This is a genomic window from Nocardia sp. NPDC049707, from assembly GCF_040674855.1.
Classification (GTDB): Bacteria; Actinomycetota; Actinomycetes; order Mycobacteriales; family Mycobacteriaceae; genus Nocardia.
On the sequence record NZ_JBFANN010000018.1, the window covers coordinates 53,382 to 69,249 of the forward strand.

Below are 15,868 nucleotides of genomic sequence, written 5' to 3' on the forward strand. Positions count from 1 at the left end.
CGCATAGTCCCATCCGCTGCGCTCCGAAAGAACGATTGTGCGTCTGACCGAATATCTCGACAAGGGCGCCTCGCTCGGCGCGACCATGCCTTGCCTGACCATGAGCGGGAACACACTGACCTATCAGCAGGTACAGCGCCTGTCCTGGCAGATTGCCCGCGCACTGCACACCTCGGGTGTGCGACCCGGCGACAAGGTCGCGATCCTGTCGGCGAACGATACCCTGGCCTTCGCCTGCGTGTTCGGCATTGCCCGCGCCGGCGGGGTCTGGTGCCCGATGAACCCGCGCAACGAAGCCGCCGAGAACCGCGAACTGCTGGATCTTTTCGACTGCACGTGCTTGATCTTCCATTCCGCCTTCGCACCGCTGGTGGAAGCCATCGCACCGCAACTGCCCGCACTGACCACCATGATCTGCCTGAACGAAGACATCCCAGGGGCGACCCGTTTCGCGGACTGGATTCGCGATTGCCCGGCGACCGAGTGGCAGGCCGATCCCGTCGACGACATCATCATGCTCGTCGGCACCGGCGGAACCACTGGGCGACCCAAAGGCGTACAGCTCACCGGCCACAACGTCGAAGCGATGACGGCGCTCACATTGATGAGCTACCCCTTCGAAGGCCGCCCGCGCTACCTGGCGCTCGCGCCACTCACCCACGCCGCCGGTGTGCTGTGCTTCCCGATCATGAGCCTCGGCGGCGAAATCGTGGTGATGCCCGCGCCCGACCTCGCCGAGTTCCTCATCCTGCTGGAACGACACCGGATCACGCACACCTTCCTACCGCCGACCTTGATCTACATGCTGCTGGACCATCCCGCACTGGCCGACGCCGATCTCGATGCGCTGCAATGCCTTTGGTACGGTGCCGCACCCATGTCGACCGCACGCCTAGAGCAAGCCCTCCAGCGAATCGGACCGGTCATGGGCCAACTGTTCGGCCAATCCGAAGCACCCATGATGGTCGCCACCCTCGCCCCGAAGGACCACTTCCGGGCCGACGGCTCCATCGCAGCCGAACGACTCGCATCCGCGGGTCGTCCCACGCCCCTCACACAGGTGGCGATCATGGACCGCGACGGCCAACTCGTGCCCACTGGCGAACGCGGCGAGATCGTCGTCCGCGGCCCCCTGGTGATGGCCGGCTACCATAAGGACCCCGCGGCGACCGCCGAAGCGTCACGTTACGGCTGGCACCACACGGGCGATATCGGCTACCTCGACGCCGACAACTACCTCTACATCGTCGACCGCGCCAAAGACATGATCATCACCGGCGGTTTCAACGTCTACTCCGCCGAAGTCGAACAAGCCCTGCTCACCCACCCCGCGGTCCAGGACTGCGCCGTGATCGGCCTTCCCGACGACAAATGGGGCGAACGCGTGACCGCCGTCGTCCAAATGCACACCGGCCGCACCGCCACACCCGAAGAACTCCGCGAATTCACCAAGGCACGACTCGGCGCCGTCAAAAGCCCGAAGCAAGTCGAGATCTGGCCCGACCTCCCCCGCTCGAAGATCGGCAAGGTGCTCAAACCCGAAATACGAGCACAATTGCGCGTGCAGGAAGGACGGTAGGAACAACGGCTCCGTCCTATCACTGCCGGTCGTGTTCCCGCCGTCTCCTCCGTTGTCTAGCTGACGGGTGAATGCGGATCAATCGCCCGGCGCCGGGACTATGGGTTTCGCGGGGTTGGCTTGTCGTGGCGCCGGCGGAGTCAACGCTGCCGCCGGCGGACCGGAGGGACGTGCACCGCCCGCCCGTTGGGGCGGGCTCACCATCATTTGCAGGGGTAGCGGCGTCAACTGTTGCGCACCCGCCGACGGCTGCCGGTCGGGCGGGTTGGTCGATGTCGAACCGTCGCACGACTTCTCGTAGTTGTTCTGCGTGGCGCTGCCGCACGAAGAAGGTGCGATTCCCTCCGCACCGGCGGTCGCGCATTCGATTCCCGCGGCAAACAACAGCAGGCCGAGCCCGGCGGCAGCTGTGGTCAGTATCCGTCGCATCGTTGTCACCACCAGATCGGATCGCCGTACACAGCAACGGAATTGTCCGCAGTGGGCGTCGACATCGTCGCGATCGCGTACGAACGCAGACTTACCGGGCCTCCACAGGAATCAATTTTGATCTGCACCTGTTCGGCGGTCACCGAACCATGCTGTCCCGAAAGCTCTTTCGTACCGAAGGGAACTGTCGTGATGCTTCCCGGTTTCGGCGTGAATGACACATTCGGAATTGCAACGGCGCTTCCACCGACGTTCAGCCCCGGCACCGGCGTCACCATTATTCCGACATTCGGCCCGATCGCTGCCGACATACCTATCGTGATGCCGTTGGAAACATCCACCTGGCAACCGATTTGGTAGCCGAAGGTCACGCTGCCCGCATTGACGGGAGCCTGCCCGTCCCCTGAGATATCGGCCACCGCTTTCAGACTGACGAACCCCTCGCGCGTGAACGGGGTCGCCGCCAGGTTCGGAACCGGGTCGAAGTTTTCCGCCGTCTTGGTGACCCGCAGCACCCAGCCGTCGTCGGTGGTCGTGTCTCGAGACTTGTCCGACAACGTGTCCGCTGCGGCTGGCCCAGCGGTCGAGACGAGAAATGCCGCTGCCGTCAGCGTGCACAGCAGAGCGGCCCTGTTGTAGTTCATCGAGTTCCTAAAGATGTCACGAGGTTGATCATTGAGCAGTTCCCGGTCTGGAACCACACCTGACGCTGCGCAAGGAATAGCGGCCGCGATCCCCGGCTCGGCCCGAATGATCCTGGACCGGACTGGGATTCGTCTACCGCACGGTGAGCATAACGTCGACTCCCGCATGCCCCACCGCCGCGATGACGCGGGGGCGGGCCGAGGGTGCGGCCAATGGGCGGAGATGCGAAGGCGAGGGCTTGCGTTGCCAACGAACATTCCATCCAATCAAGTGAATCATTCACCGCAGTGAACTATTTATGTATAGAACGATATATCGGTGATGGCATAAGAGCAAGCGAACGGGAAGCCCGGACCGCAGCGACCGGGCGGACCGCGAAGACGATTATCGGTACCGGGATTCGAGGCAGGGCTCACAGCGCGCGCAGGCGCGGAGCCAGGTCGCACTGGAACAGGGCGTGGAAGACCAGGTAGTTGAGGCCCGCGTCGATATGGGGCTTGATCTGGCGACCGCCTGATCGGGGTCGCTGGCGACGATCCAGCGCTTGGCGATCTGGTCGATCGGAAGGGCGTCGGCGGCGGCTTCCATTTCGATCGGGTCGGTGATGCTGTGCTTCTGCTCCGGGTGAGCGAGAGTGGGGCCCAGAAGCGGGTGTTCTCCAGCGCCGGTTCGGGATCGTGTCGTAGGAGATCTTGATCTCGATCATCCGATCGACGTCACCTACGGCGCGTCCCGCCTTCGCGGCGCCCTCGGCGAGCGCGGGCATCAGCTTCTCGATATAGAGTCCATGCCCTTGCCGGAGTTGCAGATGAAACCGTTGCCCGCGCGGCCCTCGTAACGCGCGACCAGGGACCGCCAGCCGCGTGGCCAGTGGTCGCATGCATCATGCGGCGGCGGACGCGTTGAACCACGCGGTGAGCAATCCTGGCTGATCAACGGCCACGTCGAGCGACTTTGTCGGGACTTGGTTGGAGTTGCAGCCAGACGGGTAGAAGTTCAAGGCGGTCGAAACCCGCCTCTACCTGGGAAATGGAGCCGCCTGGGGGAATCGAACCCCCGACCTTTTCATTACGAGTGAAGCGCTCTACCGACTGAGCTAAGGCGGCGTGCCTTTCGGCGTCGCGAGTCTATCGTCTCGGTGGTCGGATCGCGAAAACGGGAGGTCATCGCAGTGCGATCGGCAGGCTGGACGGCTGCGTCCGGTCTGAGTCGGCTGCATAACTCGCCAGTTGAGCATTGGGGCGGATCCCCCGACCTTTTCATTACGAGTGATGCGCGCGAAGTGTCGACGGTTGGGAATCGGCTACGCGGATTGGGCGGAGATGAGGGAGGCGACCATGGCGGCGAGGGCGAAGCGGGGTTTGACGTTGAGGTCGAGGGCCTCGCGGCAGGCGAGGACGGCTTCGATGGAGCGGAGCAGTCCCTCGGGGTGGACGCGGTCGGCGAGGTCGTGGATCTGGTCGGACATATCGGGGTGGGTGAGGGTGACACCGGAACCGTTGCGGGCGGCGCCGAAGCGGACGGCGAGCGCGTCGCGGTAGACGCCAGCGACGTCGATAAGGGCGCGGTCGAGGGCATCGCGGCCGGTGCGGGTAGCGCGGGATTTCTGTCTGCGCTCCAAGTCCTTGAGCACACCGGCGGAACCTCGGGTCGCGCCCGCGGCGCCCTTGCCGGTACCGCCAGCGCCGAGTGCGGTCGCCAATTCTTCGCGTTCACGTTCGTCGCGGGCCGCGCTCATCTGTTTGGCCTCGTCGTCGGCGGATTTCACCAATTCGTCCGCGGCCACAAAGGCGGCACCGGGCCGCGAAACCGCGCCAACCAACGCCAACGCCCGCTGCCGACGAGCACGCGCCTCCGCATCGGTGGCCAGCCGTCGAGCCCGGCCGACATGACCGCCACTCACCGATGCCGCCCAGGTTGCGGTCTTCTCATCGAGCTTGTCACGCTCCCGCAGCACATGCGCGATGGCGGGCACCGTGGGCGTCACCAGATGCACGTGCCGACAGCGCGAACGCAGCGTCACAGAGATGTCCTCCGGATCCACCGACGGCGCGCACAGCAGGAATACCGTCCGATCCGGCGGCTCCTCGACCACCTTCAACAGCACGTTGCCCGCCGCCTCGGTCAACCGATCGGCGTCCTCGATCAGCACCACCTGCCATCGACCGGTGCTCGGCCGCCGCGCGGCGATCTGCACGATCTCGCGCATCTCCTTGGTAGAGATACTCAGCCCCTCCGGAATCACCCGCCGCACATCGCCATGCGTGCCGGCCATCGTGGTCGTGCACGCGTGGCACCGACCACATCCGGGCGGACCCTCGTCCGTACACTGCAGCGCGGCCGCAAAGCACAGCGCCGCAACCGATCTCCCCGATCCGGGCGGCCCGGTGAACAGCCACGAATGCGTCATCGCACCATTGCCGGTCCCCCCGCGCGCGGCGACCGCGGCCGCCCGCAATTCGGACTCGACCGCATCCTGCCCAACCAGCCGATCGAAGACACCCGCCACGCCGTACACCCTAGCCGCCTCCACCGACAGCCTCGGCCCGGCTTTCGCGTCCGCGCGGCCATCGGCTGCGCGGGTCCGAGTCAGGCTCGCTGGTAGGTGGTGTTGGCGCCGTCGAGCGCCTCCCGGATGATGTCGGCATGCCCACTATGGTGGGCGATCTCGCGCAGCACGTGCAGCAGCGTGAAGCGCACTGTCCACCAAACGCGGTCGGGCGTCCACGGTGTCGTCGGAGTCGGGATGGACGTGCTCAGATCCGGCTCGCTGCGAATCAGCTTCGCGGTCGCCTCCGCCACCTCGTCCCAGGTGGCCAGCAGTCCCGCAACCGTATCGTCGGGCGCCATCACATATTCGCCCTCGAACTCGTCCAGTTCCTGCTTCGCCGTCTCATCACGCTCGACGATGACCTTTGTCCAGTGCCGCTCACAGTTGACGACATGATGCAACAGTCCACCGAGCGTCAACTCGCTGACCGTGGTGCGCTGCCGCGCCTGCTCCTCATCGATACCCCGCAGCGTGATGCGGAACAGCTCGCGCTGACTGGCAAGTACGAGGATGAGATCTTCACGTTCCTGATCGACGGCCATGGTCGTTCCCTTCCCGGTCGAGCTTCGATACCGGGGCGAGGCCACGGCATCGACGAAACCGTCAAGACTTCTTCGCGGCCGCCTTCTTTGCGGTGGTTTTCTTTGCGGCGGTCTTCTTGGCGGCGGTCTTCTTCGCCGCCGTCGCCTTCTTGGCCGGCGTCTTCTTGGCCGCCGCCTTCTTAGCGGTCTTCTTCACCGGACCACGCGCGCGCCGATCGGCGAGCAGTTCCGACGCCCGCTCATCGGTGATCGAATCGACCTCGTCGCCCTTGCGCAGGCTGGCATTGGTCTCACCATCGGTGACGTAGGGACCGAAGCGCCCGTCCTTGATCACCATCGGCTTACCGGTGGCCGAATCGTTCCCGAGCTCGCGCAGCGCCGCGGTACTGGCGGTCTGGCGTCCACGTCGCTTGGGCTCGGCGTAGATCTTGAGCGCCTCATCCAACGTCACGGTGAAGATCTGATCCTCGTTGAGCAGCGAACGGGAATCGGTACCCTTCTTCAGATACGGGCCGTAGCGCCCGTTCTGCGCGGTGATCTCCTCACCGGAGACCGGATCGGCACCGACAACGCGCGGCAGCGACAACAACTTCAGCGCATCGTCGAGCGTAATCGTGGCCAGATCCATACCTTTGAACAGCGATCCGGTCCGTGGCTTGGGCGCCGCAGCCTTTTTCGCGGTCTTCTTCGCCGGCCCTTCCTCGGCCGCGGGCTCCGGCAGGATCTCGGTGACGTACGGTCCGAAACGTCCTTCCTTGGCGACGATTTCGTGTCCGGTCGCCGGATCGACGCCCAGCGCACGTCCCTCCTGCGGTGTCGAGAAAAGGTTCTCGGCGACCTCGGGGGTCAGCTCATCCGGCGGCAGATCATCGGGCAGGTTCGCCCGCTGCGAAATCGAATCCCCTTCCGGGTCATCGGGATTGGTGACCATGCGCTCCAGATACGGTCCGAACCGGCCGACCCGGACCACAACGTCGCGACCCGCGCCGTCGACGAACAGCTTGATCGAATTGACCTCGCGGGCATCGATATCATCGAGCCGGTCGCCGACCATCCGCTTCAGACCGCCGGAGCGCGCGACCGAACCCTCGACACCGTGATCGCCACCGAAATAGAAGCTGGACAACCAATTTCCGCGCTGCTCACGCCCGCCCGCGATGGCATCGAGGTCGTCCTCCATCGCGGCGGTGAAGTCGAAATCGACCAGCCGACCGAAGTATGCCTCCAGCAGACCGACCACCGCGAAGGCGACCCACGACGGCACCAGCGCACTGCCGCGCTTGTACACATATCCGCGGTCGAGAATCGTCTTGATGATCGACGAATACGTCGAAGGCCGACCGATGCCGAGCTCCTCGAGCGTCTTGATCAACGAGGCTTCGGTATACCGCGCGGGCGGATTCGTGCTGTGCCCATCGGGATTCAGCTCCACCGCGGTAACGCGCTCACCCTCGTCGAGTGCGGGCAGCCGGGATTCGGCGTCATCGGACTGACCGCCCGCCTCCTCGTCGACACTCTCCACGTAGGCCTTGAGGAAGCCCGGGAAGGTGATGGTCCGACCGGAGGCCGAGAACACGCACTCTTCGCCGGTACCCGCGACACCGGTGATCCGCAGCGTCAGCGTGGTGCCCCTGGCATCGGCCATCTGCGAGGCGACCGTGCGCTGCCAGATCAGCTCGTAGAGCCGGAACTCGTCATTATCCAACCGCGCATGCAACTGGCCCGGGGTCGCGAAGGTATCGCCCGCCGGACGGATCGCCTCATGCGCCTCCTGCGCGTTCTTCACCTTGCGGGTGTACTGCCGGGGCGTCGGATGCACATACTCCGTGCCGTACAACTGGGTCGCCTGCGATCTGGCCGCGGCGATCGCCGACTCCGACAGCGTGGTCGAGTCGGTACGCATATAGGTGATGTAGCCGTTCTCGTACAGCCGCTGCGCGACCCGCATGGTGCGCTCGGCATTGAACCGCAGTTTGCGGCCCGCCTCCTGCTGCAACGTCGAGGTCATGAACGGCGCGTACGGCTTGCGCGTATACGGCTTGGCCTCCGCGGAGGAAACGACCAGATCGGCGCCCGCGAGCGCCTCGGCGAGGCGCCGGGCATAGGGCTCGTCGAGGACCACCACGCCATTGCCCTTGAGCTGCCCATCCGGTCCGAAGTCCCGACCGGTGGCAACCCTGGTCCCGTCGACGGTGACCAATCGCGCCCCGAAGGTCCGCGGATTGGTGGCGTCACCGTTGTCCCCGCCGGCATCCAACTTCGCCGCGATATCCCAGTACTCGGCAGAGCGGAATGCCATCCGCTCGCGCTCGCGCTGCACGATCACCCGGGTCGCGACCGACTGCACCCGGCCCGCCGACAATCGCGGCATGACCTTCTTCCACAGCACGGGACTGACCTCGTAGCCGTACAGCCGGTCCAGGATGCGCCGGGTTTCCTGCGCGTCGACCAGATCGTTATCCAGATCGCGGGTATCGGCGGCGGCGGCCAGAATGGCTGGCTCGGTGATCTCGTGGAACACCATGCGTCGCACCGGCACCTTTGGCTTCAACGTCTCCAACAGGTGCCAGGCGATGGCCTCGCCCTCACGGTCGGGGTCGGTGGCGAGGTAGAGCTCATCGGCGTCGGCCAACAAGGTCTTGAGTTCGGAGACCTTGGCCTTCTTATCCGGACTCACCACATAGATGGGCTCGAAATCGTTATCGACATCGACGCCCAGGCGCGCCCAGGACTGGCCCTTGTACTTGGCGGGGACGTCCGCCGCACCGCGCGGCAGGTCCCGGATATGACCGACCGACGCCTCGACCGTGTAATTGCGGCCCAGATAGGGCGCTATTTTGCGGGCCTTGGTCGGGGACTCGACGATCACGAGACGACGCAGGGGACGGCCCTGGTCGGCTGCACCGCGGTCTCGTGTTGCCACCGGCGAATACACCTTTCCTAATCGACCCGCGCGGCGCTTTTTCGCGCTGTGCGCGGCTGGGGCAAGCGGCAGCGACGGGGAGGACGTTGCCATCAGACACGTTTATACCTTGACGCGACGTGTGGCCGAGCGCTTGCGACTCGAACCACAGAGCGTACCTGCGTCGCTGGTGATCAGTATGCAGTGCCTGTCACGACGCAGCCGCACCGCAGCTCCGTCGGTTTTTGTCTTACCCCAGATATAGCTCGTCCCTCACCACCGTTACCGGTGGTGAGGGACGAGCGAATTGTTGCGTCGCTCAGCTGAGCGCGCGAACTCCGGTGGCCTGCGGGCCCTTGGTGCCCTGGCCAACCTCGAACTCGACCTTCTGGTTCTCCTCGAGGGTGCGGAAGCCCGACCCTTGGATCTCGGAGTAGTGGACGAAGACGTCAGCGGAGCCGTCCTCGGGCGCGATGAAGCCGAACCCCTTCTCCGCGTTGAACCACTTCACAGTTCCCTGTGCCATTCTGTTCCTTCTCTTTTCTTACCGGAACGGCGGACAAGTAGGTTCGCCCACCGGGTCCGTTCCGACCGCTGTACTGTTGGTTCCCCCTGCAGGAAAGCACCAAGCACACCGACCGCAACATCGATCCTGCTGACGGTTTGGACTTTGGATCCGTCCCTCGAACACAGAAGCTTGCGACCAGGAACTAGTGAACCATGTCTTCGAGCAATTCAACAGTCGAGTTACCGACAATTTGCAAAAAAGTTGATCTTGCGAATGCGCAGGTGAGGGACACAATGCCAGAATCCAGACTTGCGGTTCGTTTGCTTGCGGATAACCGAGTCAGCATCTGGCAAACAAGCTGTGACCCAGGTCGCTATTTGGTATCGAAATGGCAGGTAGGGCTTCCCAAGCACACACGTTTCACACTTTCTGCGCGTGTCGTGGAGCCCAAGCCGTGAATCCGAACGAACCGGTGACTCGACCACGCATCGGCAACGGCCGAAGCTACGGGGGATCGTTGCTGAATCGTGTCCTGAATGGGGCCGCAGACAACGACCCCCGCCTTACGCATGTCGTCGAGCTCGCCGCGCGGCCCGCGGCCACGACTACCTGGCCCGATTGGGCCGCACCCGATGTCGTTGCCACACTGCGGGCCGCCGGGGTCGAGGCGCCGTGGACACATCAGACCAGGACCGCGGACCTCGCCGCGAGCGGCCGAAACGTTGTCGTCAGCACCGGTACCGCATCCGGGAAGTCGCTCGGCTACCAACTGCCGGTGCTCACCGCATTGCGCGAAGATCCGCTCGCAACCGCCCTTTATCTGGCGCCCACGAAGGCATTGGGTGCTGATCAGCTGCGGGCAATGGCGGAATTGACGCACGAGGGGCCATTGCGGGATGTCCATCCGGCCACGTACGACGGCGACACACCGGCCGAGGTCCGGCAATGGGTGCGTGCGAATTCCCGCTTCATCCTCACCAATCCCGACATGCTGCACGTTGGCATGCTGCGCTCGCATCAGCGCTGGGCCAGGGTGCTGCGCCGACTGCGGTATGTGGTGGTCGACGAATGCCATGCCTACCGCGGCGTGTTCGGCTCGCATGTGGCGCTGGTGCTGCGCAGGTTGCGGCGCATCGCGGCCCATTACGGCGCGGACCCCGTATTCATACTGTGCTCGGCGACCACGGCCGAGCCCGCGGCCGCGGCATCCCGGCTGATCGGCGCGCCCTGCGTCGCGGTCACCGAAGATGGATCGCCACAGGGCTCGCGCACCATCGCGCTGTGGGAGCCGCCATTGTTGACCACGCTGACCGGCGAAAACGGTGCCCCGGTTCGGCGATCCGCGACCTCGGAGGCGGCCAGGATCATGGCCGATCTGGTGGTCGAGGGCGCGCGCACGCTCGCATTCGTCAGGTCGCGACGGGCCGCCGAGCTGACCGCGATCGAGGCCCGCAGACTGCTCGCCGATGTCGATCCGACGCTCGGCGAACGGGTCGCCGCCTATCGCGCGGGTTATCTCGCCGAGGATCGGCGTGAACTGGAGGCGGCGCTGTCGGATGGATCGCTGCTGGGGGCCGCAACGACGAATGCGCTGGAGCTCGGGGTCGATATCGCAGGGCTGGATGCGGTCGTGATCTCGGGTTTTCCAGGCACGGTCGCCTCGTTCTGGCAGCAGGCCGGGCGCGCGGGTCGACGCACACAGGGATCGCTGGTGCTGCTGGTAGCCAGGGACGATCCGCTGGACACCTACCTGGTCCACCACCCGGAGGCGCTGCTGGACAAGCCGATCGAGGCCACCATCACCGATCCACACAATCCCCATGTGTTGGGCCCGCAATTGTTGTGCGCGGCGCTGGAACTGCCACTCACCGACGCTGAGGTCGATGCGCTCGGCGCGCGTGAGGTGCTGACCGATCTCGCAGGTCAGGGGTTGGTTCGCCGCCGGAACCGCGCGGTGCGGGACGGCAGCGCGCGCTGGTTCGCCACGGCTGATGCGCAGCCGCACGATGCCGTCGATGTGCGCGGTGGCATCGGCACACCCATCGCCATCGTGGATGGCGAGACCGGCAGATTGCTCGGCACCGCCGATGCCGGGCGAGCCAGGGCGACGCTACACGAAGGTGCGGTTCACTTGCATCAAGGCGATATCTACCTGGTCGATGAGCTGGATCTCGATGGCGGCGTCGCCTTCGTGCGTGGTACCGATCCTGGCTGGACCACTAGTGCCAGACAGATCACCTCCATCGCCGTCGACGCGGTGGCCGAACAGCGTCGCCACGGCCGGGTGACGACCGCATTGGCGCAGGTCAGTGTCACCAGCCAGGTGATCGGTTATCTGCGGACGCTGCGTACGGGCGAAGTGTTGGACCTGGTCGAGCTGGATATGCCGGAGCAGACGCTGCCGACCCGTGCGGTGCTGTACACGGTGACGCCCGAACTGCTCGCCGCGGCAGGCCTGGATACGCCGCGGGTACCGGGTGCGCTGCACGCCGCCGAACATGCGGCGATCGGCCTATTACCGCTGATCGCGACGTGTGACCGGTGGGATATCGGCGGCGTTTCGACCGCCGAGCATCCCGATACCGGACTGCCGACGGTGTTTGTCTATGACGGGCAGCCGGGTGGTGCCGGGTTCGCCGAACGTGGGTTCGCACAACTGCACCGCTGGTTGTCGGCGACGCTCGCGGTGATCGAGACATGCACCTGCGCGGTTGGGTGCCCGTCCTGCGTACAGTCACCCAAGTGCGGCAATGGCAACCATCCGCTGGACAAGGCGGGTGCGGCCCGCCTGCTCGCTGCGGTTCTCGGCGAATTGGCCACCGGTACGGGCGACTGAACGGCCTGGTGAAGACACCGCGCTCACTTCGTGACAGCGCCGACCTCCGGACGTGATCACTCGTGCACATGGCCAGGTGATCACCAGAGGTTGAAGGCGCAAGTCGGCGTGCCGCACCCGGCGGCGCCGGTTGTATCGGACCACCGAATAAAAAGGATTAGATTCATGTTAACTGAGCTATTGCCACGGGCATCGGCACCCGACATGCGGATTCATTCGATTGCGTTCTGCGGTTTCTCAGCAAAAGAGCCAGCAGCGCATTTATTCGACCATTGCAATTACCGAATTCCGGTGCCGTGAAGTACCACTGGTGAGTGCACGTACGCACCGGTCACACTCCAACTTCTACGGGTCCGGCACGAGCAACTGCCCGAACGGTCTGCTTTCCTAACAGACCCATTGGTATATTTCCTTCAACAGTGACGGTCGCATCCCATTGCACGACTTCACACTGCTGAATCCACACTCCCATCCGACGCGCGATCTCCTGCGCTTCCGCACATCCGACATCGGCTCCACGCGCCAGTTCCCCCGCCGCTGCCAATGCCGCCAAATCCGCCGCAGCCTGCGCCCGATGTCGCGCCACAACGACGACGCCCACCTGAGCGATCAACAGTGTCGCGCCGATCAGCGTCGCCAGCGCCAGACAGGCGAACACGGTCGCGATGCCCTCGTCCCGCCTCTCGCCGACCACATCCGCTCCGAGGGCCCGCCCCGCTCCATGGGGACCGTGCGCACCGTCGGACTGAAGTGCACCGCACCTTTGGCCAACTCGGTTGTGCGCCCGGACTCGCCCCATCACGCGACGCCACCACCCGCCTCCGGAGATACACACGCCGCGCCCGCGGCCGATTCGACCGTCCGGAACCCACCCGATCGTGACACCGCGCCGACATCCACCACCCAGCGCAACGGCACTGCGCCCATCCGCAACTCGGCCGCCGCCGGATGAAAATGCTCGGCACTCGCGGTCCACCCGGTCACGCCGTGCATCGAGACCAGGCTCACACACGCCACGCCAGGGAAACACGCTGCACCCGTATCCAACTCGGCCGCCACCGGACCCGAAGGCTCGACACACACGGTCAGACCGACGGTGGCGCGACATGTCGTTGTCCTTCACTTGTGCTGTGCCCGATAGCACGTCGCGGTCCGTTGGTCGGCCGTTGTGGGTCACGGCTCGGCTCCTGGCTCGCGGGTGGCGACGGCCTCGGCGTGCAGGACCAGTAATGGCAACAGGGGTGACCGGGCGGAGACCGTCGCGACTACTCGGTCACCCTCACTGCGCAGCGAGATGTCGGCGGTCGGCGGAGCTACCCGCCGCGCCGCCGACACCGCATTTGCTTGATCATCGCGGGCAGCCAGCCGGGCCGCTTCGCGAGCGGCGTCGACACAGCGCACCTGCGTCGACGCCGCGAGCAAGGCACCGACGCACAGCACCACCGCAACCACGATGGCCGCGAGCGCGATCGCCGCCTCAACGGTCACCGCACCCCGATCGTCACCGAGATGCGTTGTACCGCAATAGTTTAGTCGACAAACACCCGCCGCTACACCGCGGTGTTCAATGCCTTGTCGATGATCTTCGTCAGCGCGTTCACAATGCTGTCCCCGGTCACCACCCCATAAAGCACGGCCCCGAACGCCGCAGCCGCGATAGTCCCGATCGCATACTCCGCCGTACTCATCCCGTCGTCCGCGACCAGCACGCGCAGCACCCGAGCCCGCACCTCCATGCCAATGGCCCCCAGCCGACTCACCACCCGATCCTGCAACATCCCCATTCGCACCGTTTTCCCCTCTCATTCTCGCCCGCGCGGCCACTCCGCGCCGACTCGCTCTTCGCCACCACCGCCCTGGCACGGCGCTACACCGCGCAACGTCACGGAGCCCAGCATTCGGTAGCTCAGCAATGCCGCAGTCGATAGCGCACCGCGCTGTAGTGTCCGCACCGGCAGCTCTGTCCGAGCGGGCAGCGCCCGGCTCGGTCGCTCGCGGCTCGGGCATTCCCGGCTCTGGCGTTCCCGGCTCGGTCGCTCGCGGCTCGGGCATTCCCGGCTCGGGCGTTCGCAGCTGGGGCATTCCCGGCTCGGGCGTACGCGGCTGGGGCGTTCGCAGCTCGGTCGCTCGCGGCCCGGGCATTCCCGGCTCGGGCATTCCCGGCTCGGGCATTCCCGGCTCGGGCGTTCCCGGCTCGGCCGTTCGCAGCTGGGACATTCCCGGCTCGGTCGTACGCAGCTCGGCCGTTCGCAGCAGGGGCGTTCGCAGCTCGGTCGTACGCGGCTGGGGCGTTCGCGGCTCGGCCGTACGCAGCCGGGGCGTTCCCGACTCGGCCGTACGCAAATCTGTTGCTCGTAATGCGGCACTTCCCTGTCGTGCGGTTCTCACAGCAGTCCATCTCCGAGGACGCGGCCGGCGAGGCCGATTACTACCGGGACAATGCCGAGGCAGACGAAGGCTGGGAGGAAGCAGAGGCCTAGGGGGCCGCCGATCAGGACTCCGGCGCGTTCGGCGCGGGCGGCGGCCGCGTCTTCGACTCCGCTGCGGTGCTGGTCGGCCAGTTCGCCGATGGCGGTGGCGAGTGAGGCGCCGGAGCGGGCGGAGCGCTTGGCCATGCGTGCGAGTGAATCGACCTCCTCGGCGCCCGGTTGGCCTGCGCCGTCGCGGGCCACCTGGTCCCAGGCAGTTGCCGCGTCCGCACCCAGCGCCAGCAGGTCGGCTGCCTTACGCAATGCCGCCCCGAGGGCTGGCGGCGCGCTGGATGCCACCGCGCGGGCCGCAGATGCCATCGGCAACCCGGCTCGTAGGCAGGCGGCCAGCAGGTCGAATACTGAGGCGACAGTCAGCGGATCGATGTTGGTGCCGCGCGGCGACGCCGGGTCGACGGGGTGCGGGCCCACCTCTCGTAGCGTCCGCAATCGCCGATTCACCGCAACTCGTCCAGGCAATACGACCAATGCCATCGCGAGCAAAAGTACTGGCCAACTGGAAATTTCAGCCATTCCCAAACCCCTCCACTCGGGTGTCGAACCGGCAGATTTGTTTCATACGAAGACCTTTCGCGTGATCGCGTCGGTCCACAGCAAACCGATGCACGCCAAGGCCGCGCCGAGTGGCAGCAATACGGTTCCGAGGCCGGGGCTCAGCAGTACGTGTAGCGGAGCGGCACCCATCAGTTGACCGAGGCCGATACCCAAGAGCGGAAGACCCGCCAGGACCGCCGCAGTGGCGCGAGCGCCGGCCAGCGCCGCAGTGGTGCGTGTGCGAAAACGGATGCGCCCCAATAGGTCCGCGCGAGCCGCCGAGAGCAGTTCCGCGAGGGCGAGGCCGTAATGCTCGGCAACCTGCCAGGCGTCCGCGATCCTTCCGAGTTCGGCATCGACGATGGAATCGGGATCGCGCAACCCATCCGCACCGGAGCCGCCGAGTCTGCTGCGTGCCGCACTGACCGCGAAGGCACGTGCGGCCTCCCCTCGGGCCTCCTGCGCGGCAACCTCCGCCGCCGCACTCGGGTGCGCACCCACCCGCAACTCCCCGATCACGGCCTCGAGCGCGTCCAACACGTAGGCGCACTCCACACTGCGCCGCCGATCCCGGCCCGCCCGCCGCACCCGAATACCGATCGTTCCCCCGACCAACAGGGCCGCAACCAAAGGACCGACACCAACAGCCAATGCCCCAACGGCGGCGGCACCGAACACAACGCGAAACACACTGCCCCGCCCGAACTTTCGAACATCATCGGACGTGGTGAACAGCCTGACGAATCGCCGCCGTGAACCCGGCGGGGGTGCCAGCAAAACCCCGACGGCCAGACATACCAATCCCGCGATCATCGGTCGCGCCTTCCGCCAACCAGGCGCCACGACAGCGAAA

The 15,868-nt window shown here is 65.7% G+C and carries 14 protein-coding genes, 1 tRNA gene and 1 pseudogene; 2 read left to right on the forward strand and 14 right to left on the reverse strand.

From position 1 onward, the window contains the following. The first annotated feature begins 37 nt into the window (after positions 1-37). Positions 38-1,579: an AMP-binding protein gene (locus AB0J29_RS17945; protein WP_364786786.1), complete on the forward strand. Its 1,542-nt coding sequence runs from the start codon at positions 38-40 to the stop codon at positions 1,577-1,579. Positions 1,580-1,657: 78 nt separating this feature from the next. On the opposite strand, the gene AB0J29_RS17950 is transcribed toward AB0J29_RS17945, so the two are convergent. The 8 genes and pseudogenes from AB0J29_RS17950 to AB0J29_RS17985 all read right to left on the reverse strand — a co-directional run bounded on the left by AB0J29_RS17950 (position 1,658) and on the right by AB0J29_RS17985 (position 9,174). Further along, positions 1,658-2,008 (reverse strand): hypothetical protein, encoded by a 351-nt coding sequence (locus AB0J29_RS17950; RefSeq protein WP_364786789.1) that lies wholly within the window; start codon positions 2,006-2,008, stop codon positions 1,658-1,660. 5 nt (positions 2,009-2,013) lie between these two features. Next, the gene (locus AB0J29_RS17955) at positions 2,014-2,709 is read right to left on the reverse strand and encodes an MspA family porin (RefSeq protein ID WP_364786792.1); all 696 of its coding nucleotides are present in this window, start codon (positions 2,707-2,709) and stop codon (positions 2,014-2,016) included. Positions 2,710-3,065: 356 nt separating this feature from the next. Further along, positions 3,066-3,502, reverse strand: a pseudogene (locus AB0J29_RS17960) (LLM class flavin-dependent oxidoreductase); the annotation flags it as partial. A 181-nt stretch (positions 3,503-3,683) separates the two neighbouring features. Next, positions 3,684-3,759 (reverse strand) — tRNA-Thr (locus tag AB0J29_RS17965). A gap of 197 nt (positions 3,760-3,956) precedes the next feature. Further along, complete coding sequence (locus AB0J29_RS17970; RefSeq protein ID WP_364786795.1) at positions 3,957-5,162, reverse strand: DNA polymerase III subunit delta'; 1,206 nt, start codon at positions 5,160-5,162, stop codon at positions 3,957-3,959. Positions 5,163-5,242: 80 nt separating this feature from the next. Beyond that, positions 5,243-5,746: a DinB family protein gene (locus tag AB0J29_RS17975; RefSeq protein WP_364786798.1), complete on the reverse strand. Its 504-nt coding sequence runs from the start codon at positions 5,744-5,746 to the stop codon at positions 5,243-5,245. A gap of 61 nt (positions 5,747-5,807) precedes the next feature. Further along, positions 5,808-8,615: a type I DNA topoisomerase gene (gene topA / locus AB0J29_RS17980; RefSeq protein ID WP_364786928.1), complete on the reverse strand. Its 2,808-nt coding sequence runs from the start codon at positions 8,613-8,615 to the stop codon at positions 5,808-5,810. A 352-nt stretch (positions 8,616-8,967) separates the two neighbouring features. Next, the gene (locus tag AB0J29_RS17985) at positions 8,968-9,174 is read right to left on the reverse strand and encodes a cold-shock protein (RefSeq protein ID WP_011206895.1); all 207 of its coding nucleotides are present in this window, start codon (positions 9,172-9,174) and stop codon (positions 8,968-8,970) included. Between the two features lie 499 nt (positions 9,175-9,673). Between AB0J29_RS17985 and AB0J29_RS17990 the strand changes: the two genes are divergently transcribed. Next, positions 9,674-11,992 (forward strand): DEAD/DEAH box helicase, encoded by a 2,319-nt coding sequence (locus tag AB0J29_RS17990; protein WP_364786931.1) that lies wholly within the window; start codon positions 9,674-9,676, stop codon positions 11,990-11,992. Between the two features lie 331 nt (positions 11,993-12,323). Here the strand turns inward: AB0J29_RS17990 and AB0J29_RS17995 are convergent, their stop codons facing one another. The 6 genes from AB0J29_RS17995 to AB0J29_RS18020 all read right to left on the reverse strand — a co-directional run bounded on the left by AB0J29_RS17995 (position 12,324) and on the right by AB0J29_RS18020 (position 15,828). Then, positions 12,324-12,686, reverse strand: coding sequence for an Rv3654c family TadE-like protein (locus tag AB0J29_RS17995; RefSeq protein ID WP_364786800.1), 363 nt, complete (start codon positions 12,684-12,686; stop codon positions 12,324-12,326). 104 nt (positions 12,687-12,790) lie between these two features. Then, positions 12,791-12,985, reverse strand: coding sequence for a hypothetical protein (locus tag AB0J29_RS18000; protein ID WP_364786803.1), 195 nt, complete (start codon positions 12,983-12,985; stop codon positions 12,791-12,793). Between the two features lie 180 nt (positions 12,986-13,165). Beyond that, positions 13,166-13,480, reverse strand: coding sequence for a TadE family type IV pilus minor pilin (locus AB0J29_RS18005; RefSeq protein WP_364786806.1), 315 nt, complete (start codon positions 13,478-13,480; stop codon positions 13,166-13,168). Between the two features lie 62 nt (positions 13,481-13,542). Further along, entirely contained in the window at positions 13,543-13,728 is a 186-nt protein-coding gene (locus AB0J29_RS18010; RefSeq protein ID WP_040686072.1) for a DUF4244 domain-containing protein, read from the reverse strand. Between the two features lie 648 nt (positions 13,729-14,376). Beyond that, entirely contained in the window at positions 14,377-14,994 is a 618-nt protein-coding gene (locus AB0J29_RS18015) for a type II secretion system F family protein (RefSeq protein ID WP_364786809.1), read from the reverse strand. Between the two features lie 42 nt (positions 14,995-15,036). Beyond that, positions 15,037-15,828: a type II secretion system F family protein gene (locus AB0J29_RS18020; RefSeq protein WP_364786812.1), complete on the reverse strand. Its 792-nt coding sequence runs from the start codon at positions 15,826-15,828 to the stop codon at positions 15,037-15,039. Positions 15,829-15,868: the final 40 nt, after the last annotated feature.

Bases quoted from the DNA above. Each gene is read 5' to 3' on its own strand.
- AB0J29_RS17950 (WP_364786789.1), bottom strand. From the start codon at position 2,008: ATGCGACGGATACTGACCACAGCTGCCGCCGGGCTCGGCCTGCTGTTG.
- AB0J29_RS17975 (WP_364786798.1), bottom strand. From the start codon at position 5,746: ATGGCCGTCGATCAGGAACGTGAAGATCTCATCCTCGTACTTGCCAGT.
- AB0J29_RS17985 (WP_011206895.1), bottom strand. From the start codon at position 9,174: ATGGCACAGGGAACTGTGAAGTGGTTCAACGCGGAGAAGGGGTTCGGC.
- AB0J29_RS18000 (WP_364786803.1), bottom strand. From the start codon at position 12,985: ATGCACGGCGTGACCGGGTGGACCGCGAGTGCCGAGCATTTTCATCCG.
- AB0J29_RS18010 (WP_040686072.1), bottom strand. From the start codon at position 13,728: ATGGAGGTGCGGGCTCGGGTGCTGCGCGTGCTGGTCGCGGACGACGGG.
- AB0J29_RS18015 (WP_364786809.1), bottom strand. From the start codon at position 14,994: ATGGCTGAAATTTCCAGTTGGCCAGTACTTTTGCTCGCGATGGCATTG.
- AB0J29_RS18020 (WP_364786812.1), bottom strand. From the start codon at position 15,828: ATGATCGCGGGATTGGTATGTCTGGCCGTCGGGGTTTTGCTGGCACCC.